Genomic DNA, 20,924 nt, shown 5'->3' with positions numbered 1-20,924 from the left:
CGGCAGTGTACGGGCCGCGCCAGCATGCGGCTATGCTGCGCGCCATGTCCGAGTCCCCCGCCCGCGTGCTTGTCGTCGAAGACGAAGCCGCCATTGCCGATACGGTGCTGTACGCGCTGCGCAGCGAAGGCTATGCGCCCGAGCATTGCCTGCTGGGCCGCGACGCATTGGCGCGGCTGCGTGCCGACCCGGCCGATGTGGTGGTGCTGGACGTGGGCCTGCCGGACATCAACGGCTTCGAGGTGTGCCGCGCGCTGCGCGGTTTCAGCGATGTGCCGGTGATCTTCCTGACCGCGCGCAACGATGAGATCGACCGCGTGCTCGGCCTGGAACTGGGCGCCGACGACTACATGGCCAAGCCGTTCTCCCCGCGCGAACTGGTGGCGCGGGTGCGCGCGCGGCTGCGGCGTCGCAATGTGGCCGCCGTACCGGACACTGGCTGGCAGCCGCATGGCGCGTTTGCGATCGATCGCGAGGGCAGCCGCATCCGTTACGGCGATGCGTTGCTGCCGCTGACCCGCTACGAATACGCGCTGCTGTCGGCCCTGTTGCAGCGCCCCGGCGCGATCCTGAGCCGCGCGCAGCTGATGGACCGCGGCTGGGACGCTGCTGCCGACAGCGCAGACCGCACCGTGGACACCCATATCAAGACGCTGCGCGGCAAGTTGCGCCAGGCCGGCGTGCCGGCCGACCCGATCCGCACCCATCGTGGCCTCGGCTACGCGCTGGAGCTATAGACGTGGCCGAGCGCAGGCGTCACGTTGTTCTCCCGGCCGGGGCCTGAGATGCGGCTCGGTCTCAAGCTGTTTCTGGGCTTCTTTCTGATCGTCGGATTGGCCGCGTTCTTCGTGATGCGGGTGTTCGTCAACGAGGTCAAGCCGGGCGTGCGCCAGGCGATGGAATCCACGCTGGTGGATGCGGCCAATGTACTGGCGGAAATGGCCGGCGGCGAGCTGGCTGCCGGCACCATCGCCAACGGCAGTTTCGCGCGCAACCTGGCGCAGGCGCAGCGGCGCGATCCCAAGGCCTGGGTGTGGCGGTTCCGCAAGAACAACGTGGCCTACCGCGTCACCGTGACCGACGCACGCGGCGTGGTGGTGTTCGATTCGCTGGGGCGCGATGTGGGCCGCGACAACTCGCGCTGGAACGATGTCTATCGCACCTTGCGCGGCGAATATGGCGCCCGCTCCAGCCCCGAGGTCGATGGCGACCCGACCGCCACGGTGATGCATGTGGCCGCGCCGATCTACGCGCCGAATGACCCGGCCAGGTTGATCGGCGTACTGACGCTGGCGCAGCCCAATCGCAGCATCGACCCGTTCATCGAGGCCAGCCAGCGCAACATCCTGCAGCGCGGTGCCTGGCTGATCGGCATTTCCGCGCTGATCGGCATCTGGATGACCTGGTGGCTGATGCGCGGCATCGGCCGGCTCAATCGCTACGCGCAGGCGGTGAGCGCGGGCGTACCGGTGCCGCCGCCCAAACCGCGCGGCGATGAAATCGGCGACCTGGGCCAGGCGCTGGAAAGCATGCGGCGCAAGCTGGAAGGCAAGGCCTACGTGGAGCAGTACGTGCAGTCGCTGACGCACGAGATGAAGAGCCCGCTGGCGGCAATCCGGGGTGCGTCCGAATTGTTGAGCGAGCCACTGCCGGAAGCCGATCGCCAGCACTTTGTCGCCAGCATCCGCGCGCAGGAGCTGCGCCTGACCGAGACCATCGACAAGCTGCTCGCACTGGCCGAGGTGGAACAGCACGGCTGGCTGCAGACGCGCGAGCGTATCGCGGTGGCTGGCTTGCTGCAGGCCGTCCTGGATGCGGTGCTGCCGCGTGCGAGAGCGGCCGGCGTGCTGCTGGAAAGCGATGCCGCATCCGCTACGGCGCGCGAGCAGTCCGTGCTGGGCGATGGATTCCTGCTGCGCCAGGCGCTGATCAACCTGCTGGAAAATGCCATCGCGTTCTCGCCGCAGGGCAGCACCGTCCAGCTGCGTGCGCAGGTACTCAAGGGGCAGGTGCAGCTGGTAGTGCAGGACCGCGGCAGCGGCGTGCCGGACTACGCACTGGAACGGGTGTTCGAGCGTTTCTATTCGCTGGCCCGCCCGCAGACCGGACAACGCAGCTCCGGCCTTGGCCTGCCGTTCGTACGCGAAGTCGCGCGCCTGCATGGCGGCGAGGCCACGCTGGGCAACCGCGAGGGCGGCGGCGCGTTGGCGACGCTGCGGCTGCCGGCTGGCTGATGCAAGGCTTCGGCCCGGCACGACCGAGTCGCCGTCCGATGATCCACTTCACATTGGCTTCAAATTCGCCTCAAATCCCCGACACCGGCGCACCGCACCCTGGCGACCTCCCAGACTGAGGAAGGTCGATGAAATCCCTGAAACTGTTGTTGCGCTTCGCCACCATTGGCGGATTGATCCTGTTGCTGCTGATTCCATTGCTGTTGATCCGCGGCACGGTGCAGGACCGTGCGCGTTACCGCGACGAGGCGGTGGAGCGGGTGGCGCAGAGCAAGGCCGGCGAGCAGCAGTTCATCGCGCCGGTGCGGGTGCTGCCGTTTACCGAGGACGTGCAGGTCACCGAGCCCGACGAACAGGGCAACCCGCGCAAGGTCTGGCGCAAGCGCGAGGGCCAGCTGCTGCAGACCCCGCGCACGCTCACCCTGAGCGGCGAGCTCACCCCGTCCGAGCGCAAGATCGGCCTGTTCCGCGTGCAGGTGTATTCGTGGAAGGCCGGGCTCAAGGCCGAGTTCGACCCGTTCGCCTATCCGGCCGTGGCCGGTCGCAGCTATGGTCGGCCGCATCTGGCGGTGGGTATTTCCGATGTGCGCGGCCTGGTCGGCACGCCGAGCCTGCGGGTGGACGGCCGCAGCTTGCCGCTGGAGAGCGGGGCCGGCGGCCTGGCGGGGCGCTCGGCCGGTATCCATGCCGATCTGCAGCCGTTGAGCGATGCGCTGGCCGGCACGCTGGGCGATGGCAACCTGGTGGAGATGTCCTTCGTGCTGGATGGCACCCGCAGCCTGGCGATCGCACCGATTGCCGACAACAACGACATCGCCCTGCGCTCGGCCTGGCCGCATCCGCTGTTTGGCGGGCGCTTCTTGCCGAATGCGCCGACGATCGGCCAGCGCGGTTTCGATGCGAGTTGGTCGTTGTCGTCGCTGGCCACCGGTGCGCAGACGCAGCTGCAGTCCAGCCAGTCGGCGCTGGATACGCTGGAAGTGCGGCTGGTCGATCCGGTGGACGTGTACACCCAGGCCGACCGGGCCAGCAAGTACGGCATCCTGTTCGTGGTGTTGACCTTCGTGGCATTCGTGTTGTTCGAGTTGATCAAGCGTTTGCCGATCCATCCCCTGCAATACCTGCTGGTGGGTCTGGCGCTGGCGATCTTCTTCCTGCTGCTGTTGAGCCTTTCCGAGCACATCGCGTTCTGGCAGGCGTATCTGGTCTCGGCCGCGGCGTGTATCGGCCTGCAGTTCTTCTATCTGTCCGGGGTGTTGCGCAGCTGGGTGCGTGCAGCCGGGTTCTCGGCGATGCTCACCGCGTTGTACGGGGTGCTCTACAGCCTGTTGATCTCCGAAGACAACGCACTGCTGATGGGATCGCTGCTGCTGTTCGGCATTCTGGCCAGCATCATGTGGGTCACCCGCAAGCTCGATTGGTACGAGCTTGGCAACAGCCTGCGCTGAGGCCGGCATGCGCGCTCACGCACAGTTGCACCGGCGGGCGCAGCGCTTGCTGCCCGCCGGGATCGACACGGTGGCGCTGCTTCCCGCAGCGCTGCCGCAGTGTTGGGAAGCTTCGCCATTGTCGGCCTTGCCCCTGCGCCGCGATGGACGCCGGGGGGTGATCGGCCTGCGCCTGCATGCGGGCACCGCGCAGGCACTGCGCCTGGGCGGCAGCGGATTCCTGCAGGCGGCGCAGCGGCAAGATGTGGAGACAGACAGCATGCGTCCGCGGCGCTACGGGCCGTGGCAGCGGTTGAGCAACGGCAGCTACTGGGCGCGCAGCACCGATGCACTGTTCGGCGTGCTGCTGGCCAGCGAGGAGGCGGCGGTGTGGTTGCTGTGGCAGCAGCCGGCTGCGGCGGCTCCGGGCAATGGCGGCTGGCTGCTCTGACCCACGGCGGCGCAGCTGCGCCAGGCTGGCTTACCATGGCCGGCATGAGCGGCTCCTCCCTGATTGTCGAAACGGTGCGCGGCGCGCAGGTACTGCCGCATCTGGCTGCGGTGGCGCAACTGCGCATCGCGGTGTTCCGCGCCTGGCCATACCTGTACGAAGGCGACGCCGATTACGAGCGCGGCTATCTGGCCGCCTACGCGGCCTCGCCGGACAGCGTGTTCGTGCTGGCACGCGATGGCGATGCGGTGATCGGCGCCTCCACCGGGCTGCCGCTGCTCGACGACAGCGAGGCCTTCCATGCGCCGTTTCGTGCGGCCGGCATCGAGCCGGCCAGCGTGTTCTATTTCGGCGAATCGGTGCTGCTGCCGGAATATCGCGGGCAGGGGATCGGCCACGCATTTTTCGACCAGCGCGAGGCGCATGCGCGCGCACTGGGCCGCTTCGCGCTCACCGCGTTCTGTTCGGTGGAACGCGCGCAGGACGATCCGCGCAGGCCGGCCGATCACCGACCCAACGATGTGTTCTGGCGCAAGCGTGGCTATGCACCGCAACCGGACATGCGCGTGCAATTGGCGTGGGCGGAGTTGCAACACGGCGAGATCGACCACAGTCTGCGGGTGTGGACGCGGCCACTGCCGCCGTGACCGAGTCACTTCTTCCGCCATCGATCAATCGCAATCAGGCCAGCAGATGAAAATTGCCGTCGCCAAGTACCCGATCGGCAAACCTGCCGACTTCGCCGCGTTCGCCGCACGCCAGTCCGCGCTGGTGGGCGAGGCTGCCGCCGCCGGCGCACGCCTGCTGGTGCTGCCGGAGTATCTGGCGCTGGAACTGGGCGCGACCTTCGATACGCAGATTTCTGCCGGATTGCCGGAGTCGCTGGCGGCGATCCAGGCGCTGCGTGCGCCGTGGCTGGAGCTGTTTGCCGGCCTGGCGCGCCAGCATCGGCTGCATCTGGTTGCCGGCAGCTTTCTGCTGGACCTGGGCCAGGGCCGTTACCGCAACCGCAGCGACTGGTTCACGCCCGATGGCCGGCACGGCTGGCAGGACAAGCTGCAGCTGACCGGCTTCGAAAAGGCCACCGGGCTGATCGAGCCGGGCGATGCGCTGAAGGTGTTCGACCTGGACGGCGTGCGTGCGGCGATCGCGATCTGCTACGACAGCGAGTTTCCGCTGCCGGTGCGCGCGCAATATGAGGCCGGCGCGCGGCTGTTGATCGTGCCCAGTTGCACCGACACCGCTGCCGGGGCGATGCGGGTGCGCGTCGGCTGCCTGGCGCGCGCGCTGGAAAACCGCGTGTTCGTCGCGCAATCGGTCACGGCCGGGCAAGCGCCGTGGAGCCCGGCGCTGGACGTCAATACCGGCGAAGCGGCGGTGTTCGCACCGATGGATGTCGGCTTCCCGGCCGATGGCGTGCTGGTACAGACCCAGGGCACTGCCGTGTGGGCGTATGCGGAGCTGGATTTTGCCGCCTTCGAGGCCAGCCGCGCGCAGGCCCAGGTCGCCAACGATCGCGATTGGGTCGGTCAACTGGGCGCTCAGCTCGTGCGTGCCAGGCTGGCCACGTTCGACTGACCGGGCGCGCGGCCAGCCACTGCGCGCAGCATCAGGCGAGCGCAGTCGGTGCCCGCGACCCATCGCGCCACGCGTACGCCCCGACCGTTCTGCGCCGGCCATCACTCGCATCCCTTGCACCAACCACCAGGTTCCCATGGCCAAGAAAACCCTGATTCCGCACAGCGTCCGTCTCGAGTTCGCGCCCGGTGCGCGGGTGCACAGCAATCTGTCCGGCGCGGCCTTCACCGATGACTGGCTGTGGGTGGCCGGCGACGAGGCCTGCGCCGTGGATCGCCTGCGCAGGCTCGACCCCGTGCAGCACGAGACGTTGCGCTTCGGCCACGGGCAGAGCTTTGCATTGGCCGAGTTGCTGGATCTGCCCGGCGAGGCGGCCGAGGAGGCGGATCTGGAAGGAATGGCGCTGTCGGATGGATTGCTGTGGGTGATCGGCTCGCATGGGCTCAAGCGCAAGAACGCCAAGCGCAGTCGCGACGATGCCGAAAACGCCAAGCGCCTGACCAAGCTCAAGCTCGACGCCAACCGTCGCCTGCTGGCCTGCCTGCCGATCGAGCGCGATGCCGACGGCACCCCGCGCCTGGTACGCGAAGCCGCCGACGGCCGTCGCGCACTGCGGCTCAAGGGCGATGCCAGACACAATCAGCTCACCGACCTGCTGGCCGACGACCCGCACTTCGGCCCGTTCCTGGAGATCCCCGGCAAGGACAACGGCTTCGACATCGAAGGCATCGTGGTGGATGGCGAGCGCCTGCTGCTGGGCCTGCGCGGGCCGGTGCTACGCGGCTGGTCGGCGCTGCTGGAGATCCGGGTCCAGGCGCATGGCGACCATCTGCGGCTGGTGCCGCTGGACGAAGACGGCGCGCTGCTGCGCAAGCACTTCCTGCAATTGGGCGGGCTGGGCATCCGCGACCTGCATTATTCCGGCGACGACCTGTACCTGCTGGCCGGCCCGACCATGGTGCTGAACGGCGAAATCCGCCTGTTCAAATGGCCTGGCGCGCGTGCGGTGCTGGCCGCCAACCAGGCGCCGGCGCGCTTTCAGCACGAGCTGCTGGAATCGGCGGTGTTGCCGCACGGCACCGACAGCGACCGCGCCGAGGCGATCTGCAACCTTCCCAGCCACCTGGCCGGCGACACGCCCAGCTGGCTGGTGCTGTACGACGCGCCCGGCCCGGCGCGCAGCGGCGGCGATGACGTGGTCTACGGCGACCTGTTGCGCAACCGCTGAGCCGCGCGCGGGCAGCTCTGCGCTGGTCAAGGTAAAATCGGCCGACTCCCGTTTTGCCGAGCGCTCCATGACCTGCCGCACCCGTTTTGCCCCCAGCCCCACCGGTTACCTGCACATCGGCGGCGCCCGCACTGCGCTGTATTGCTGGCTGGAGGCGCGCCGCCGCGGCGGGCAGTTCGTGCTGCGCATCGAGGACACCGACCGTGAGCGCAGCACCCAGGAGGCGATCGACGCCATCCTCGAGGCGATGGAATGGCTGGGCCTGGGTTACGACGAGGGCCCGATCTACCAGACCCAGCGCGTCGCCCGCTACCAGGAGGTCGCCGAGCAGCTGCTGGCCCAGGGCAAGGCCTATTACGCCTACGAAACCCGCGAAGAACTCGACGCCATGCGCGAGGCCGCGATGGCCAGGCAGGAGAAGCCGCGCTACAACGGTGCCGCCCGTGAGCAGAACCTGCCGTACCGCGACGACCCCAACCGGGTCATCCGCTTCAAGAATCCTGTCGGCGGCACGGTGGTGTTCGACGACCTGATCAAGGGCGTCATTGAGATCGCCAACAGCGAGCTCGACGACATGGTGATCTTCCGCCCGGACGGCTTCCCCACCTACAACTTCGCGGTGGTGGTGGACGACTGGGACATGGGCATCACCGAGGTGATCCGCGGCGACGACCACATCAACAACACCCCGCGCCAGATCAACATCTACCAGGCGCTGGGCGCGCCGGTGCCGAAGTTCGCGCACATGCCGATGATCCTGGACGAGCAGGGCGCCAAGCTGTCCAAGCGCACCGGCGCGGCCGACGTGATGCAGTACAAGGACGCCGGCTATCTGCCGCATGCGCTGATCAACTACCTGGCCCGTCTGGGCTGGTCGCACGGCGACCAGGAGTTGTTCAGTCGGCAGGAGTTGCTCGACCTGTTCGACGTCAAGGACGTCAATTCCAAGGCCGCGCGGCTGGACATGGCCAAGCTGGGCTGGGTCAACCAGCATTATCTGAAGACCGACGACCCGGCCAGCATCGCCCCACAGCTGGAATACCAGCTGGCCAGGCTGGGTATCGACGTCGCCGCCGGCCCGGCCGCCGCCGATGTGGTGGTGGCGCTGCGCGAGCGCGTGCAGACCTTGAAGGAAATGGCCGAAAAGGCCGTGGTCTGGTACCAGCCGCTGGAAACCTACGACGAAGCGGCAGTGATGAAGCACCTCAAGCTGGGCGCAGAGGTGCCGCTGGGCAAGGCGCGCGAGCTGCTGGCGGCGCAGGGCGAATGGAGCGTGGAAACCGTCTCGGCCGCGCTGCACGACGCGGCCGCCGCGCTGGAGCTGGGCATGGGCAAGGTGGCCCAGCCGCTGCGCGTGGCCATCACCGGCACCCAGGTCAGCCCGGACATTTCGCAGACGGTGTACCTGGCCGGACGCGAGGGCGCCTTGAAACGCATCGATGCGGCACTCATCAAGATAGGGGCGGGCTGACCGCCGGAGCCTGTGATGAAGACCAACGAACACGCCTGCACTGCACCGCATCACCACGTCGACGACGCCAACGGCTTCGTGCGCGCGGTGGAGCGGGCCTGCAGCGAGCGCGGCCTGCGGCTGACGCCGATCCGCGCCAATGTGCTGCGGCTGATCGCCGACGCCGGCAAGCCGGTCAAGGCCTACGAACTGCTGGACTGGGTGCGCGAAGGCAAGGGCGTCGGTGCCGACGCCCCGCCCACGGTGTACCGCGCGCTGGATTTCCTGATGGCCAACGGCTTCGTGCACAAGCTCGAGTCGGTCAACGCCTTCGTCGCCTGCCACCACCCCAACAGTGCCCAGCACTCGGTGCCGTTCCTGATCTGCGACCGCTGCCACAGCGCGGTGGAGCTGGAAGACCGCGACGTGGTGGCGCAACTGGAAGCGCGCGCCAAGGCGCTGGGTTTCCAGCCGCAGGCGCAGACGCTGGAAGTGCATGGCCTGTGCGCCAAGTGCGCGGTGGCCGAGTAAGGATCGCCAGGCAACGCAGGGCGGTTCACTTGGAGCGGCGAACAAACCGTCGCGGGACCTTACGCGGCATGGATGCTGCGCAAGGGCTTACAAGGACGTACCTGCAGCGTGTCCCGCAACAGTAGGCGGGCAAGGGCCTGCAGCGATGCAGCAGATCAGCTGGCGTGACGTAGTTTTGTTAGCGGCTCTCAAGTTGCCGGCAGTGCGCAGACGCAGCAATCTGCTGCAGACGGATGCGCTGTTGTTGTCACACCGACAAAGCCTCGAACAGTACGCGCGTGCACCAGTGCCATACACGCGCATCACTGGGGTCGCTAGCGACTCATCGCTTACCCCAGGTATCAAACACCACCGCACATCACGCCGCGGCAGCGCTCTTGCATCCATAGCCCGCCAGAAACAGGGCGACCGCGCGCTGCGTCGCCTCGCGCAAATACTCGGGCGAGGGGTCTTTCAGTGCGCCGAACAGGCAGGGCATCAGGGTTTCCGCCTCCAGTAGCCCGCCGAACTGCCTTGACGCGATCAGGACGTCGGCGCAGCGGATCACGCCGCGATCCATCTGCGTCTGCAGATAGCCGGCCATGCGTTGCAGGCCTTCCTCGGGGCCTGCAGTGAAGAACAGCGCCCCCACGTCCGACCGCCCAGACACGCCGATGATGGTCTGCCAGATGGTGATCGAGCTGGGCGCGCACAGGAAGCTGAGGATGTCCTCGCCGAAGCGCTGCAGGGTCTCGGCGACGGGGCCGTTGCTTTGCGAAAGCGCGTCCAGCACCGGGTCGATATAGCGGTCGGACATGTCCTTGGCAAACGCCACGAACAACTCCTCCTTGGACGGGAAGTAGCCGTAGAGCGTGCGCTTGGAGCCGCCGACGCGGGCGGCGATCTGCGACATCGAGGCGCCTTCGAAGCCTAGTTCGAGGAATACCTCGCTGGCCGCCTGCACGATGGCGTGGCGTTTTTCTTCGGTTCTGACCCGCATCAACTGGCTCCCTTGGGTGCTTAAGTATACCGACTGGGCAGGAATGCTTGACGGCTGCGGATTCGCTTATTAGGATACCGAACCGTACCGTTTAGATTTAATCATCCTGCGTCCCGTCGGAGACCTCCCCGTGCGTCCTCATGCTTCGTTTCGCCTGCCCCTGCTCGCTGCCGCCGTTGCTGCCACCGTCCTGCTCAGTGCCTGCGGCAGCCCGCCGGGCGGTCCGCCGCCGGAGGAGGGCATACCCGAAATGGGCGTGCTGACCGTCAAGTCGCATTCGGTGACCCTGACCACCGAGCTGCCCGGACGCACGGTTCCCTACCTGATTGCCGAAGTTCGCCCGCAGGTGGGCGGGATCGTGCAATCGCGCCAGTTCACCGAAGGCGGCGACGTCAAGGCCGGGCAGACGCTGTACCAGATCGATCCGGCGACCTATCGCGCCAGCTACGCCAGCGCCCAGGCCACCCTGGCCAAGGCGCAGGCCAACCTGCGCACCGCCAGGCTCAAGGCCGAGCGCTACACCGAACTGGTGCAGATCAAGGCCATCAGCCAACAGGACGGCGACGACACCGCCGCCGCACTGGGCCAGGCCGAGGCCGACGTGGCGGCCGGCAAGGCCAGCGTGGAAACCGCGCGCATCAACCTGGCCTTCGCGCGTCTGGACGCGCCGATCTCCGGTCGTATCGGCCGCTCCAGCGTCACCCCGGGAGCATTGGTGACCGCCAACCAGGCCACCGCACTGACGACCATCCAGCAACTGGACCCGATCTACATCGACGTCACCCAGCCCAGCGCGGCCTTGCTCCGCCTGAAGCAGGCGATGGCGCGCGGCGATCTGGAGAAGGCCGGCGACGATGCGGCCAAGGTGTCGCTGCTGCTGGAAGACGGCAGCACCTATCCGTTGCAGGGTCACCTGGCGTTCTCCGATGTCACCGTCGACCAGAACACCGGCTCGATCACCTTGCGCGCGGTGTTCCCGAACCCGAATGCGGAGTTGTTGCCGGGCATGTACGTGCGCGCGGTGCTGCAGGAGGGCATCAAGGAGCAGGGCGTGCTGGTGCCGCAGCAGGCGGTCTCGCGCAATGGCGCCGGCAAGCCGACCGCCTTCGTGGTCGGCGCCGATCACAAGCTGCAACTGCGCGTGCTGGAAACCGACCGCGAAGTCGGCGACCAGTGGCTGGTGCGCAGCGGTCTGAAGGCCGGCGAACAGCTGGTGGTCGAAGGCGTCTCGCGCGCCCGCGACGGCATCGAGGTCAAGACCGTGCCCTGGCAGCCCAAGGGCAAGCAGGCCACCGGTGCCGGCAATGCCGCCGCTGGCACTCCTCCCGCCCCGACCGCACCGCGTGCGGCCAACTGAGGCGGGATCACACGTCATGGCACGCTTCTTTATCGATCGTCCGATCTTCGCCTGGGTATTGGCCATCATCGTGATGCTGGCCGGCATCCTGTCCATCGCCACCTTGCCGATTGCGCAATACCCCAGCATCGCGCCACCGGCCGTCGCCATCACCGCCAACTATCCGGGCGCTTCGGCGCAGACGCTGGAAGACACCGTCACCCAGGTCATCGAGCAGAAGATGAAGGGGCTGGACCACCTCAGCTACATGGCTTCCACCAGCGAATCCAGCGGTGCGGTGACCATCACGCTGACCTTCGACAACGGCACCGACCCGGACACCGCGCAAGTGCAGGTGCAGAACAAGTTGTCGCTGGCCACGCCGTTGTTGCCGCAGGAAGTGCAGCAGCAGGGCGTGACGGTGACCAAATCGGCCGCCAACTTCCTCAACGTGCTGGCCTTTACTTCCGAAGACGGCAGCATGAGCGATTCGGACCTCTCCGATTACGTGGCTGCCAACGTGCAGGAAACCATCAGCCGCGTCGAAGGCGTGGGCGACACCACCCTGTTCGGCTCGCAGTACGCGATGCGGGTATGGATGGACCCCAACAAGTTGAACAATTTCAGCCTGACCCCGGTGGATGTGCGCACCGCGATCCAGGCGCAGAACGCGCAGGTTTCGGCCGGTCAGTTGGGCGCGTTGCCGGCGGTGCCCAACCAGCAACTCAATGCCACCATCACCGCGCAGACCCGGCTGAAGACCGCCGAGGAGTTCGAGAACATCCTGCTGCGCACGCAGTCCGATGGCTCGCAGGTGCGCCTGCGCGATGTGGCACGCATCGAACTGGGTAGCGAGAGCTACAACACGGTGGGCCGCTACAACGGCAAGCCGGCGGCCGGGCTGGCGATCAAGCTGGCCACCGGTGCCAATGCGCTGGACACCGTGCGCGCGATCGACAAGAGCCTGGAGGAGCAGGAGAAATTCTTCCCGCCCGGCATGAAGGTACAAAAGCCGTACGACACCACGCCGTTCGTGCGCATCTCCATCGAGCAGGTGGTGAATACCCTGATCGAAGCGGTGGTGCTGGTGTTTCTGGTGATGTACCTGTTTCTGCAGAATTTCCGCGCGACCTTGATACCGACCATCGCGGTGCCGGTGGTGTTGCTGGGCACCTTCGGTGTGCTGGCGGCGTTCGGTTTCACCATCAACACGCTGACCATGTTCGCGATGGTGCTGGCGATCGGCCTGCTGGTGGACGATGCCATCGTGGTGGTGGAAAACGTCGAACGCGTGATGGGCGAGGAGCATCTATCGCCCAAGGACGCCACACGCAAGTCGATGGACCAGATCTCCGGCGCGCTGGTCGGCGTGGCCCTGGTGCTGGCCGCGGTGTTCGTGCCGATGGCGTTCTTCGGCGGCTCGACCGGAGTGATCTACCGGCAGTTCTCGATCACGATTGTTTCCGCCATGACTTTGTCGGTGCTGGTGGCGATGATCCTGACCCCGGCCTTGTGCGCCACCTTGCTCAAGCCGGTGGAAAAAGGCCATGGCTTGGCGACCACCGGGTTCTTCGGCTGGTTCAACCGCGTGTTCGATCGCGGCAACAACGGCTACCAGGGCGTGGTGCGGCACATGCTGGGCAAGGGCTGGCGCTACATGCTGGCCTACGCGGTGTCGCTGGCGCTGGTGGTGGTCGGCTTCATGAAGCTGCCGGTGGGCTTCCTGCCCGACGAGGACCAGGGCACGCTGTTCGTGCTGGTGCAGTTGCCGCCCGGCGCCACCGATGCGCGCACCGGCGAGGTGCTCAAGCAGGTGGAGCATCACTTCCTGGTCGATCAGAAGGACTCGGTCGCCGGCATTTTTGCGGTCTCCGGTTTCAGCTTTGCCGGTACCGGCCAGAACGTGGGCTTTGCCTTCGTCAAGTTGCGGCCGTGGGACGAGCGCACCGGCAAGGGCCAGAGCGTCACCGACGTGGCCGGCAAGGCCGCTGCGTTCTTCGCCGGCATCCGCGATGCCACGGTGTTCGCGTTCGCACCGCCGGCGGTGTCCGAGCTGGGCAATGCGACCGGTTTCGACCTGATGCTGCAGGATCGCGCCAACCTCGGCCACGAGGCCCTGATGCAGGCGCGTAACCAGCTGCTGGCCGAGCTGTCGCAGGACAAGCGGCTGGTGGCGGTGCGCCCGAACGGGCAGGAGGACACGCCCGAGTTCAAGCTGGAGATCGACTCGCACAAGGCGCAGGCCATGGGCGTGTCGATCGCCGATATCAACAACACCTTCTCCAGCGCGTGGGGCAGTACCTACGTCAACGACTTCATCGACAAGGGCCGCGTCAAGAAGGTGATGCTGCAGGCCGATGCGGCGTACCGCATGAATCCGCAGGACATCGATCGTTGGTTCGTGCGCAACAGCGCCGGCACGATGGTGCCGTTCAACGCCTTCGCCACCGCACGCTGGGGTTCGGGCTCGCCGCGTCTGGAGCGTTACAACAGCGTGCCGTCGGTGGAGATCCTGGGCATGGCGATGCCGGGTGTGGCTTCCAGCGGTGAGGCGATGCAGATCGTCGAAGCGGCGGCAGCCAAGTTGCCGCCGGGCATCGGTTTCGAGTGGACCGGGCTGTCGCGGCAGGAGAAATCCTCAACCGGCCAGACCGGCCTGTTGTACGGCTTGTCGATCCTGATCGTGTTCCTGTGTCTGGCCGCGTTGTATGAAAGCTGGGCGATTCCGTTCTCGGTCATCCTGGTGGTGCCGCTGGGCGTGTTCGGCACATTGCTGGGCGCGATGCTGACCTGGAAAATGAACGATGTGTACTTCCAGGTGGGCCTGCTCACCACCATTGGCCTGGCATCGAAGAACGCGATCCTGATCGTGGAATTTGCCAAGGAACTGCATGAAGGCGGCAAGAGCCTGGTCGCATCGGCACTGGAAGCGGCGCGCATGCGCCTGCGGCCGATCCTGATGACATCGCTGGCCTTCATCCTGGGCGTGGTGCCGCTGGTGCTTGGCAGTGGGGCCGGTGCAGGCGCCCAGCACGCCTTGGGCACCGCCGTGATCGGCGGCATGTTGTCCGGCACGATCCTGGCGATCTTCTTCGTGCCGTTGTTCTTCGTGCTGGTCAGCGGCTTGTTCAAGCGCCGCGCACAGCCCACTCCGCCCGCACCGCAACCGGCAGGACACTGAGATGACACCGATCCGCATGACATTGACCGCGATCGCGGTGGCCAGCGTGCTGTCCGGGTGCACGCTGATGTCGCGCTATGCACGGCCCGACGCACCGGTGCCCGAGCGCTTTGCCGGCACCGAGCTCGCGACGGCATCCACTACCACCGATACGGCGAGCCCCGAGCAGGCGATCGATATCGCCAACATCGGCTGGCGGCAGGTGTTCACCGATCCCGCGCTACAGCAGGTGATCGCCCTGGCACTGGAGAACAACCGCGACCTGCGCGTGGCCGCGCTCAATATCGAAGTGGCGCGTGCGCAGTACCGGGTGGAGCGTGCTGCGCTGCTGCCTGCCGTCCAGGCCACCGGCACCGCCAACAACGCACGCACGCCGTCGGAGCTGGCCATTCCGGGCCAGCCGCAGGTGTTCCGCACCTACAGCGCCAACATCGGCATCAGCGCCTACGAGCTGGATCTGTTCGGACGTGTGCGCAGCCTCAAGGAACAGGCGCTGCAACAGTTCCTGTCCACCGCCGAGGCACGCCGCAGCGCCCACATCAGCCTGGTGGCCGAGGTGGCCACCGCCTATCTGACGCTGGCGGCCGATCAGCAGTTGCTGCAACTGGCGCAGTCCACCTTGAGCAGCCAGAGCGACAGTTATCGCCTGCAGCAACGCAGCTTCGAGCTGGGTGTGGCTTCGCAGCTCAGCCTGCGCCAGGCGCAGACCACGGTGGAAACCGCGCGCGTGGATGTGGAGCGCTACACCGCGCAGGTGGCGCAGGACCGCAATGCCCTGGTGCTGCTGGTCGGCACGCAGGTGCCGGCGGCGTTGTTGCCGCAGGCCTTGCCCGATGGCGCCAGCGTGGACGGCAACGTGCTGGCCAGCGTGCCGGCCGGGTTGCCGTCGCAGTTGCTGCAGCGCCGCCCGGACATCCTGGAGGCCGAGCGCAACCTGCGTGCGGCCAATGCCAACATCGGCGCGGCGCGTGCGGCGTTCTTCCCGAGCATCAGCCTGACCGCATCGACCGGCTCGTCCAGCAGCAGCTTGTCCAACCTGTTCGATTCCGGTACCCGCGCCTGGAGCTTCGTGCCCACGCTGACGTTGCCGATCTTCAACGCCGGGCGTAACCGCGCCAACCTGGACATGGCCAAGGCCAACCGCGATATCCAGGTGGCGCAATACGAAAAGGCGATCCAGAGCGCGTTCCGCGAGGTTTCCGATGCGCTCGCCCAACGCGAGACCCTGGGCCGGCAGTTGCAGGCGCAACAGGCCCTGGTCGATGCCACTGCCGACAGTTACCGGCTGTCGCAGGCGCGCTTCGAACGCGGCGTGGACAGCTACCTGCAGGCGCTGGATGCGCAGCGCGCGCTGTACGGCGCGCAGCAGACCTTGATCACCACGCAGCTGTCGCGCTTCACCAATCTGGCGACGTTCTACAAGGCGATGGGCGGCGGTTGGCTGCAATCGGCCGACCCGGCGGTGGCCACGACCGCGACGGGGCAGCCACGTGGATGACGCCGCTGCCGAGGCCGCAACGCCCAGGCGCGCACCGCACGACAAGCGTGGCGCAATCCTGCGCGCGGCAGCCGAGCTGTTTCCGCGCCAGGGCTTCGACAGGACCAGCATGGACAGCATCGCCGAGCGCGCAATGGTGTCCAAGGCCACGGTGTATGTGCACTTCGCTTCCAAGGAGGTGCTGTTGCGTACCACTCTGGAGGCGCTGGCGCACCAGTCGCCCAATCCATGGGAGACATTGTTGAACATGCGCGGGCCGTTGCCTGTGCGTCTGCTCGCCATCGCCGAGGCGGTCGTGCGTATGGCGGCCAGCAACGCACTGGGCGATGCTGCCTATGGCCTGGTGCGGCCGCCGGCGCTGCCCAGCCAGGTGCGCGAGGAGATGTGGACGCTGGGCTTCGAACGCTACGACACCACGATGCGTGCGGTGTTGGCGCGCGAAGTGGAGCAGGGCAGCCTGGTCATCGACAGTCTGCCGGATGCCTCGGTGCATTTCTTCGGATTGATGACCGGGATGCCGGCCAATGCGGCGATGCGTGGCGACAGGTCGCAGCCACCGGCCGCCGCGCAGCACGCGTCTGTCGCCAGTGCGGTGGCGCTGTTCCTGCGCGCGTATCGGCCGCAACCGTCGGCGGTGACGACAGGCAGGCGCGAAGTACCGCACGGGTTCTAGCGGCGGCGGCAGGGCAGCACGATGGATGGGTGGTCGGTGGCGCGTTGCCGGCACCGCGCGCGTTGATGAGGGGCGCTCATAAGCGTTAGCACCGCCTGCTGTGCAATCTGCCTGCGGCACGCGGCTATCGTGATGCATCGGTGCTGCAGCGGTATTGACGCCTGCGGCCGACTCATTGGATGCGGCCGTTGCCGCGGGAGCACACGATGCAAACACGACAGTTGGGAAACAGCGGGCTGCAGGTGTCCGCGCTGGGCCTGGGCTGCATGGGCCTGAGTTATGGCTACGGGCCGGCGACCGAGCGCAGGGAGGCGGTCGCCTTGCTGCATGCGGCAGTGGAGCGCGGCGTCACCTTCTTCGATACGGCCGAGGCCTACGGGCCGTTCGCCAACGAGGTATTGCTGGGCGAGGCGCTGGCGGCGCACCGCGGCCAGCTGGTGATTGCGACCAAGTTCGGCTTCAAGGACGGACATGCCGATGCCGGGCTCGACAGCCGTCCCGAGCGGATCCGTGCGGTGGCCGAGGCCAGCCTGGCGCGCCTGAAGACCGACCACATCGACCTGTTCTATCAACATCGCGTGGACCCGGCGGTGCCGATCGAAGAAGTGGCCGGCACGGTCAAGGACTTGATCGCCGAAGGCAAGGTCACGCACTTCGGCCTGTCCGAAGCCGGTGCCGACACCATCCGGCGCGCGCATGCGGTGCAGCCGGTGGCGGCAGTGCAGAGCGAATACTCGCTGTGGTGGCGCGAGCCGGAGACCGGCGTGTTGCCGACGCTGGAAGAACTCGGGATCGGCTTCGTGCCGTTCAGCCCGCTCGGCAAGGGCTTTTTGACCGGCGCCATCCGGGCCGACACGCAATTTTCCGCTGACGATTTCCGCAATCAGGTGCCGCGCTTCGCTGCCCAGGCGCGTCAGGCCAACCAGGCGCTGGTCGAACGCATCCAGGCCATCGCCGCCGACAAGGGCGCCACGCCGGCGCAGGTCGCGCTGGCGTGGTTGCTGTCGCGCAAGCCGTGGATCGTGCCGATTCCCGGCACTACCAAGCTGCAGCGCCTGGAAGAAAACCTGGGCGGCGCCGCATTGACATTGAGCGACGAGGATCTTGCGCGCATCCAGCAGGCGCTGGATGCGGTGGCGATTGTCGGCGAGCGTTATAGCCCGGAGCGACAGAAGCTGGTCGGTAAGTAACTCCAGCGATCAAGCCGCAAACCGACGCTGTCGTAGGAGCGTGCCCGCGCGCGATGGAGCGTTACCGATAACGCCTGGTCGCGCGCAGGCACGCGCCTACACGAACATGTCAACGCGCCGGATCGTGCCGCAATGCGTCGATTACCACCTTGAGTGCGCGCGAGGATTGGCGGCGGCTCGGGTAATAGGCGTAATAGCCGTCGAACGGGTCGCACCAGTCTTCCAGCACGCGGCGTAGCCGGCCTGCGGCGATGTGCTCCAGCACCATGGTTTCCGGCAAGAATGCGAGTCCGCCGCCGGCCAACGCGGCACGCAGGATGGCGCTGCTGCCGTTGAAGGTCCATTGCCCGCCCACGCGCACCTTGACCTCGCGGCCGTCCTTCTCGAAATCCCAGCGCAGCAAGCCGCCATGCGTGGGCAGGCGTAGGCCGATGCAGTTGTGCCGTGCCAGCTCGGCCGGCACGGCGGGTATGGTGTGGTGCACGAAGTAGCCCGGCACCGCCACCACTGCCATGCGCTGCATCGGGCTGATCGGCACCGCGATCATGTCCTTGGCGACCTGGTCGCCCAGCCGGATGCCGATGTCGTAGCGCTCGGCAACGATATCGGCCAGCCCGTAATCGACAGTGACCTCGATCTTGAGGTCGGGGTAGTCGGGCAGCATTTTCGACAACGCCGGCCAGATGTAGGCATCGGCGGCGTGGCCGGCGGTGGTGATACGGATGGTGCCGGCCGGCTTGTCGCGGAAGTCGGTGAGCGCGGACAGTTTGTCGTCGATCTCTTCCAGCCGCGGTGCCACGGTGTCGAACAGGCGAGCGCCGGCTTCGGTCATCGCCACGCTGCGCGTGGTGCGGGTCAATAGACGGATGCCCAGGCGTGTTTCCAGTGCGCGCACGGTATGGCTCAGCGCCGATTGCGAGACGCCCAGCTGCGCCGCGGCACGGGTGAAGCTGCCCTCGCGCGCCACGGTGACGAACACCTGCAGATCGTTGAGATTTTCCCGCGTCATTGCTTGCGACGGCCGACTCCAGCGCATGCCATTCATGCCGCTGCATCATGCGCGATGGTACGTGACGGCTTCAAATCCGAGGTGTCATTGCCGCATTGATGCGCTGTGTTTCTAGGTGCATGCGCTGCTGCCCGGGTAGTGCCTGCGCCCATGCGCGCTACAGTGCAGGCACTTGGATCGAGGAGCACTGCCATGAATCCGTTCGCAACCGCGATGTCGCTGTCGATGATGGCCGCCGTCACGCCCGGTGGTGAAGAGCCCCAAGCGATCAGGGTGAGCAAGGCCGGCGGCGCCGCATCCGCAGCCGGCCCGGCCGACTATTTCACCGGCAAGGTGCGCATCGATGCGCCATTCCAGGCCGACGCGCCGGCGCGGGTAGGCGGGGCCACAGTGACCTTCGAGCCAGGTGCGCGCACCGCCTGGCACACCCACCCGTTGGGGCAGACACTGATCGTCACCGCCGGTGCCGGGCGTGTGCAGGAATGGGGCAAGCCGGCGCAGCAGATCCGCCCGGGCGACATCGTGTGGATCCCGCCGGGCGTCAAGCACTGGCACGGCGCCAACGCCACCGTGGCGATGGCGCATATCGCCATTGCCGAAGCGCAGGATGGCTCGCCGGTGACCTGGCTGGAGCAGGTCAGCGAGGCGCAGTACGCGGCCGAGTGAAACGGCACTCAACGATGACGTGGGGGCTGCCGCGTCACCGTTGGTGATGCATGTTGCTTAGTGCTGGGCGCGTGACTGCGCTCCACTGCGTAACTGCGCACGGACAGGCTTATGCCGCTTGTGTCGCAGCCTGTGCACCGGCGCGCAACCGTTGTGCGTCACGTGCGGGCGGTGCGCCGAGAATGCGCGCGTAGTCGCGGCTGAATTGCGAGGCGCTCTCGTAGCCGACGCGGAAGCCGGCATCGGCGGCGTTCAGCGCCTCGGCCAGCATCAGCCGGCGCGCTTCGTGCACGCGTAGCTGTGAGCGATATTCCAGCGGCGTCATCGAGGTGACCGCCTTGAAATGCGCATGAAAGGTGGAGCGGCTCATTGCCGACAGATCGGCGATCTGCTCGATGCGAAAGCGCTGCGCGTAATACTCGCGCAGCCACACGATGGCTTTGGAAATCTGGTTGAGCCGGCTGTCGGCGATGGCCATCTGGCGCACCACCGCATTGGCCGGATCGGCCATCAGGCGATAGAGCACTTCGCGCAGGACCAGCGGCGCCAGCGCGGCGATCTCCTGCGGCTGGTCGAGCAGACGCGCCAGCCGCACTGCAGCGTCCTGCAATGGCGCCGTGCTGTGGTTGAGCAACAAGCCGGCCTGCGCCGCATCGCGCTGCGACTCGACCAGCTCCGGGTGGCTGACGGCCAGGTCGCTCAGCACCGCGGTGTCCAGATCCAGGCAGAAACACAGATACGGCTGCGCGGCGCTGGCCTCCACCACCGAACCGACGATCGGCAGATCCACCGAGGCCACCAGATACATCTGCGGGTGATAGATGTACGCCGCCGCGCCCAGCATCGCCTGCTTGCGGCCTTGCGTCACCAGGCACAGCATCGGCGTATACACAGTGGGCACCGACACGGTCGGCGAGGCGCTGCGCATGATCTGCAATCCGGCAATCCGGGTGGCATGCATGCCGTCGCCCGGGGCGTGGCGCAGCAGGATGTCGGTCATCTCGGTCAATGCGGACATGCAGGACTCGGCAGCGGTACCAGGCGGCTTGGCCGCGATGCCGTCGATCGTACAAGACCCACTGTCATGGAGCCCGCATGTCCGCAGCAGCGGCGGGCAAAGGTAGTGCCGGTTGGTGCCGGCACAGGTGGGCAGGCCCACGCGCCCGGCGCCTCAAAACGGCAGGCCAGCCACGATCTTGCGATCACATACGCGCCGTATCATGGGTGTCTGTTTCCGTGACCATCCCGTCCCATGCCCGCAAAACGTTCGACCATCCCCGCACCGGCAAACCCGGCCGACTGGAAGGCGCTCGAGACTGCCGCCACGGCCGAACTTGCGCGCCGCACGGCACAAGCGCATCAGCAGATTCTGGGATTGTTGAACACGCATGGGCATCTGCTCAGCGAAGCGCAGCGGCGTGGGTTGCACAGGCGCTTGCTGCGTGCGGGGCGCTAAGAGCGCCAACCAAAACCCTCTGACGTTGTAGCGATGG

At 66.9% G+C, this 20,924-nt stretch carries 19 protein-coding genes; 16 read left to right on the top strand and 3 right to left on the bottom strand.

Annotated elements, in window-relative coordinates; genetic code table 11:
* Positions 1 to 32 precede the first annotated feature (32 nt).
* From creB to XarjCFBP7645_RS00765, 9 genes are all read left to right on the top strand, one after another.
* A complete protein-coding gene (creB, locus tag XarjCFBP7645_RS00805; RefSeq protein WP_181126083.1) occupies positions 33 to 737 on the top strand; it encodes a two-component system response regulator CreB in 705 nt (234 codons plus the stop codon).
* 48 nt (positions 738 to 785) lie between these two features.
* Positions 786 to 2,234 (top strand): two-component system sensor histidine kinase CreC, encoded by a 1,449-nt coding sequence (gene creC, locus XarjCFBP7645_RS00800; protein ID WP_104535881.1) that lies wholly within the window; start codon positions 786 to 788, stop codon positions 2,232 to 2,234.
* 128 nt (positions 2,235 to 2,362) lie between these two features.
* On the top strand, positions 2,363 to 3,682 hold the full coding sequence (gene creD / locus XarjCFBP7645_RS00795; RefSeq protein ID WP_104535880.1) for a cell envelope integrity protein CreD: 1,320 nt from the start codon (positions 2,363 to 2,365) through the stop codon (positions 3,680 to 3,682).
* Positions 3,683 to 3,689: 7 nt separating this feature from the next.
* Positions 3,690 to 4,112 (top strand): hypothetical protein, encoded by a 423-nt coding sequence (locus tag XarjCFBP7645_RS00790; protein ID WP_104535879.1) that lies wholly within the window; start codon positions 3,690 to 3,692, stop codon positions 4,110 to 4,112.
* Positions 4,109 to 4,759 carry a GNAT family N-acetyltransferase gene (locus tag XarjCFBP7645_RS00785; protein WP_181126203.1) on the top strand — a complete coding sequence of 217 codons (651 nt, stop codon included), beginning with the start codon at positions 4,109 to 4,111 and terminating at the stop codon, positions 4,757 to 4,759. Before XarjCFBP7645_RS00790 ends, XarjCFBP7645_RS00785 begins: the two co-directional genes overlap by 4 nt.
* Before the next feature lie 46 nt (positions 4,760 to 4,805).
* Positions 4,806 to 5,690, top strand: a complete 885-nt coding sequence (locus tag XarjCFBP7645_RS00780; RefSeq protein ID WP_104535877.1) for a carbon-nitrogen hydrolase family protein — start codon at positions 4,806 to 4,808, stop codon at positions 5,688 to 5,690.
* Between the two features lie 136 nt (positions 5,691 to 5,826).
* Positions 5,827 to 6,918 (top strand): DUF3616 domain-containing protein, encoded by a 1,092-nt coding sequence (locus tag XarjCFBP7645_RS00775; protein ID WP_104535876.1) that lies wholly within the window; start codon positions 5,827 to 5,829, stop codon positions 6,916 to 6,918.
* A 67-nt stretch (positions 6,919 to 6,985) separates the two neighbouring features.
* A complete protein-coding gene (gene gltX / locus XarjCFBP7645_RS00770) occupies positions 6,986 to 8,389 on the top strand; it encodes a glutamate--tRNA ligase (protein WP_104535875.1) in 1,404 nt (467 codons plus the stop codon).
* Between the two features lie 15 nt (positions 8,390 to 8,404).
* Positions 8,405 to 8,899 (top strand): transcriptional repressor, encoded by a 495-nt coding sequence (locus tag XarjCFBP7645_RS00765; protein WP_104535874.1) that lies wholly within the window; start codon positions 8,405 to 8,407, stop codon positions 8,897 to 8,899.
* A gap of 358 nt (positions 8,900 to 9,257) precedes the next feature.
* Here XarjCFBP7645_RS00765 and XarjCFBP7645_RS00760 read toward each other — a convergent pair whose 3' ends face one another.
* Positions 9,258 to 9,878 (bottom strand): TetR/AcrR family transcriptional regulator, encoded by a 621-nt coding sequence (locus XarjCFBP7645_RS00760; RefSeq protein WP_104535873.1) that lies wholly within the window; start codon positions 9,876 to 9,878, stop codon positions 9,258 to 9,260.
* A 130-nt stretch (positions 9,879 to 10,008) separates the two neighbouring features.
* On the opposite strand from XarjCFBP7645_RS00760, the gene XarjCFBP7645_RS00755 reads away from it, so the two are divergent.
* The 5 genes from XarjCFBP7645_RS00755 to XarjCFBP7645_RS00735 all read left to right on the top strand — a co-directional run bounded on the left by XarjCFBP7645_RS00755 (position 10,009) and on the right by XarjCFBP7645_RS00735 (position 17,756).
* The gene (locus XarjCFBP7645_RS00755) at positions 10,009 to 11,235 is read left to right on the top strand and encodes an efflux RND transporter periplasmic adaptor subunit (RefSeq protein WP_104535872.1); all 1,227 of its coding nucleotides are present in this window, start codon (positions 10,009 to 10,011) and stop codon (positions 11,233 to 11,235) included.
* A gap of 16 nt (positions 11,236 to 11,251) precedes the next feature.
* Positions 11,252 to 14,395 carry an efflux RND transporter permease subunit gene (locus tag XarjCFBP7645_RS00750; RefSeq protein WP_104535871.1) on the top strand — a complete coding sequence of 1,048 codons (3,144 nt, stop codon included), beginning with the start codon at positions 11,252 to 11,254 and terminating at the stop codon, positions 14,393 to 14,395.
* 1 nt (position 14,396) lies between these two features.
* Entirely contained in the window at positions 14,397 to 15,893 is a 1,497-nt protein-coding gene (locus XarjCFBP7645_RS00745; RefSeq protein WP_104535870.1) for an efflux transporter outer membrane subunit, read from the top strand.
* Entirely contained in the window at positions 15,886 to 16,566 is a 681-nt protein-coding gene (locus XarjCFBP7645_RS00740) for a TetR/AcrR family transcriptional regulator (RefSeq protein ID WP_104535869.1), read from the top strand. Before XarjCFBP7645_RS00745 ends, XarjCFBP7645_RS00740 begins: the two co-directional genes overlap by 8 nt.
* A 206-nt stretch (positions 16,567 to 16,772) precedes the next feature.
* The gene (locus XarjCFBP7645_RS00735) at positions 16,773 to 17,756 is read left to right on the top strand and encodes an aldo/keto reductase (protein ID WP_104535868.1); all 984 of its coding nucleotides are present in this window, start codon (positions 16,773 to 16,775) and stop codon (positions 17,754 to 17,756) included.
* A gap of 109 nt (positions 17,757 to 17,865) precedes the next feature.
* Here the strand turns inward: XarjCFBP7645_RS00735 and XarjCFBP7645_RS00730 are convergent, their stop codons facing one another.
* Positions 17,866 to 18,765, bottom strand: a complete 900-nt coding sequence (locus tag XarjCFBP7645_RS00730) for a LysR family transcriptional regulator (RefSeq protein ID WP_181126082.1) — start codon at positions 18,763 to 18,765, stop codon at positions 17,866 to 17,868.
* 192 nt (positions 18,766 to 18,957) lie between these two features.
* On the opposite strand from XarjCFBP7645_RS00730, the gene XarjCFBP7645_RS00725 reads away from it, so the two are divergent.
* Positions 18,958 to 19,431 (top strand): (R)-mandelonitrile lyase, encoded by a 474-nt coding sequence (locus tag XarjCFBP7645_RS00725; RefSeq protein WP_181126080.1) that lies wholly within the window; start codon positions 18,958 to 18,960, stop codon positions 19,429 to 19,431.
* A gap of 109 nt (positions 19,432 to 19,540) precedes the next feature.
* Here the strand turns inward: XarjCFBP7645_RS00725 and XarjCFBP7645_RS00720 are convergent, their stop codons facing one another.
* The gene (locus XarjCFBP7645_RS00720; RefSeq protein WP_104535867.1) at positions 19,541 to 20,449 is read right to left on the bottom strand and encodes an AraC family transcriptional regulator; all 909 of its coding nucleotides are present in this window, start codon (positions 20,447 to 20,449) and stop codon (positions 19,541 to 19,543) included.
* Between the two features lie 234 nt (positions 20,450 to 20,683).
* On the opposite strand from XarjCFBP7645_RS00720, the gene XarjCFBP7645_RS00715 reads away from it, so the two are divergent.
* A complete protein-coding gene (locus tag XarjCFBP7645_RS00715; protein ID WP_104535866.1) occupies positions 20,684 to 20,887 on the top strand; it encodes a hypothetical protein in 204 nt (67 codons plus the stop codon).
* Positions 20,888 to 20,924: the final 37 nt, after the last annotated feature.

Origin of the sequence: Xanthomonas arboricola, from assembly GCF_002940665.1 — a bacterium.
GTDB classification, from domain to species: domain Bacteria; phylum Pseudomonadota; class Gammaproteobacteria; order Xanthomonadales; family Xanthomonadaceae; genus Xanthomonas; species Xanthomonas arboricola_B.
Note: the sequence above shows the minus strand (reverse complement) of the source record. Positions and strands in the feature narration are given on the sequence as shown.

What these genes read in the sequence shown, in the direction of transcription:
- creD (WP_104535880.1), top strand. Translation starts at nt 2,363, where the DNA reads ATGAAATCCCTGAAACTGTTGTTGCGCTTCGCCACCATTGGCGGATTG.
- XarjCFBP7645_RS00745 (WP_104535870.1), top strand. Translation starts at nt 14,397, where the DNA reads ATGACACCGATCCGCATGACATTGACCGCGATCGCGGTGGCCAGCGTG.
- XarjCFBP7645_RS00735 (WP_104535868.1), top strand. Translation starts at nt 16,773, where the DNA reads ATGCAAACACGACAGTTGGGAAACAGCGGGCTGCAGGTGTCCGCGCTG.
- XarjCFBP7645_RS00715 (WP_104535866.1), top strand. Translation starts at nt 20,684, where the DNA reads ATGCCCGCAAAACGTTCGACCATCCCCGCACCGGCAAACCCGGCCGAC.
- XarjCFBP7645_RS00780 (WP_104535877.1), top strand. Translation starts at nt 4,806, where the DNA reads ATGAAAATTGCCGTCGCCAAGTACCCGATCGGCAAACCTGCCGACTTC.
- creB (WP_181126083.1), top strand. Translation starts at nt 33, where the DNA reads ATGCTGCGCGCCATGTCCGAGTCCCCCGCCCGCGTGCTTGTCGTCGAA.
- XarjCFBP7645_RS00760 (WP_104535873.1), bottom strand. Translation starts at nt 9,878, where the DNA reads ATGCGGGTCAGAACCGAAGAAAAACGCCACGCCATCGTGCAGGCGGCC.
- XarjCFBP7645_RS00765 (WP_104535874.1), top strand. Translation starts at nt 8,405, where the DNA reads ATGAAGACCAACGAACACGCCTGCACTGCACCGCATCACCACGTCGAC.
- creC (WP_104535881.1), top strand. Translation starts at nt 786, where the DNA reads ATGCGGCTCGGTCTCAAGCTGTTTCTGGGCTTCTTTCTGATCGTCGGA.
- XarjCFBP7645_RS00725 (WP_181126080.1), top strand. Translation starts at nt 18,958, where the DNA reads ATGAATCCGTTCGCAACCGCGATGTCGCTGTCGATGATGGCCGCCGTC.
- XarjCFBP7645_RS00790 (WP_104535879.1), top strand. Translation starts at nt 3,690, where the DNA reads ATGCGCGCTCACGCACAGTTGCACCGGCGGGCGCAGCGCTTGCTGCCC.
- XarjCFBP7645_RS00720 (WP_104535867.1), bottom strand. Translation starts at nt 20,449, where the DNA reads ATGTCCGCATTGACCGAGATGACCGACATCCTGCTGCGCCACGCCCCG.
- XarjCFBP7645_RS00775 (WP_104535876.1), top strand. Translation starts at nt 5,827, where the DNA reads ATGGCCAAGAAAACCCTGATTCCGCACAGCGTCCGTCTCGAGTTCGCG.
- XarjCFBP7645_RS00730 (WP_181126082.1), bottom strand. Translation starts at nt 18,765, where the DNA reads ATGACGCGGGAAAATCTCAACGATCTGCAGGTGTTCGTCACCGTGGCG.
- gltX (WP_104535875.1), top strand. Translation starts at nt 6,986, where the DNA reads ATGACCTGCCGCACCCGTTTTGCCCCCAGCCCCACCGGTTACCTGCAC.
- XarjCFBP7645_RS00750 (WP_104535871.1), top strand. Translation starts at nt 11,252, where the DNA reads ATGGCACGCTTCTTTATCGATCGTCCGATCTTCGCCTGGGTATTGGCC.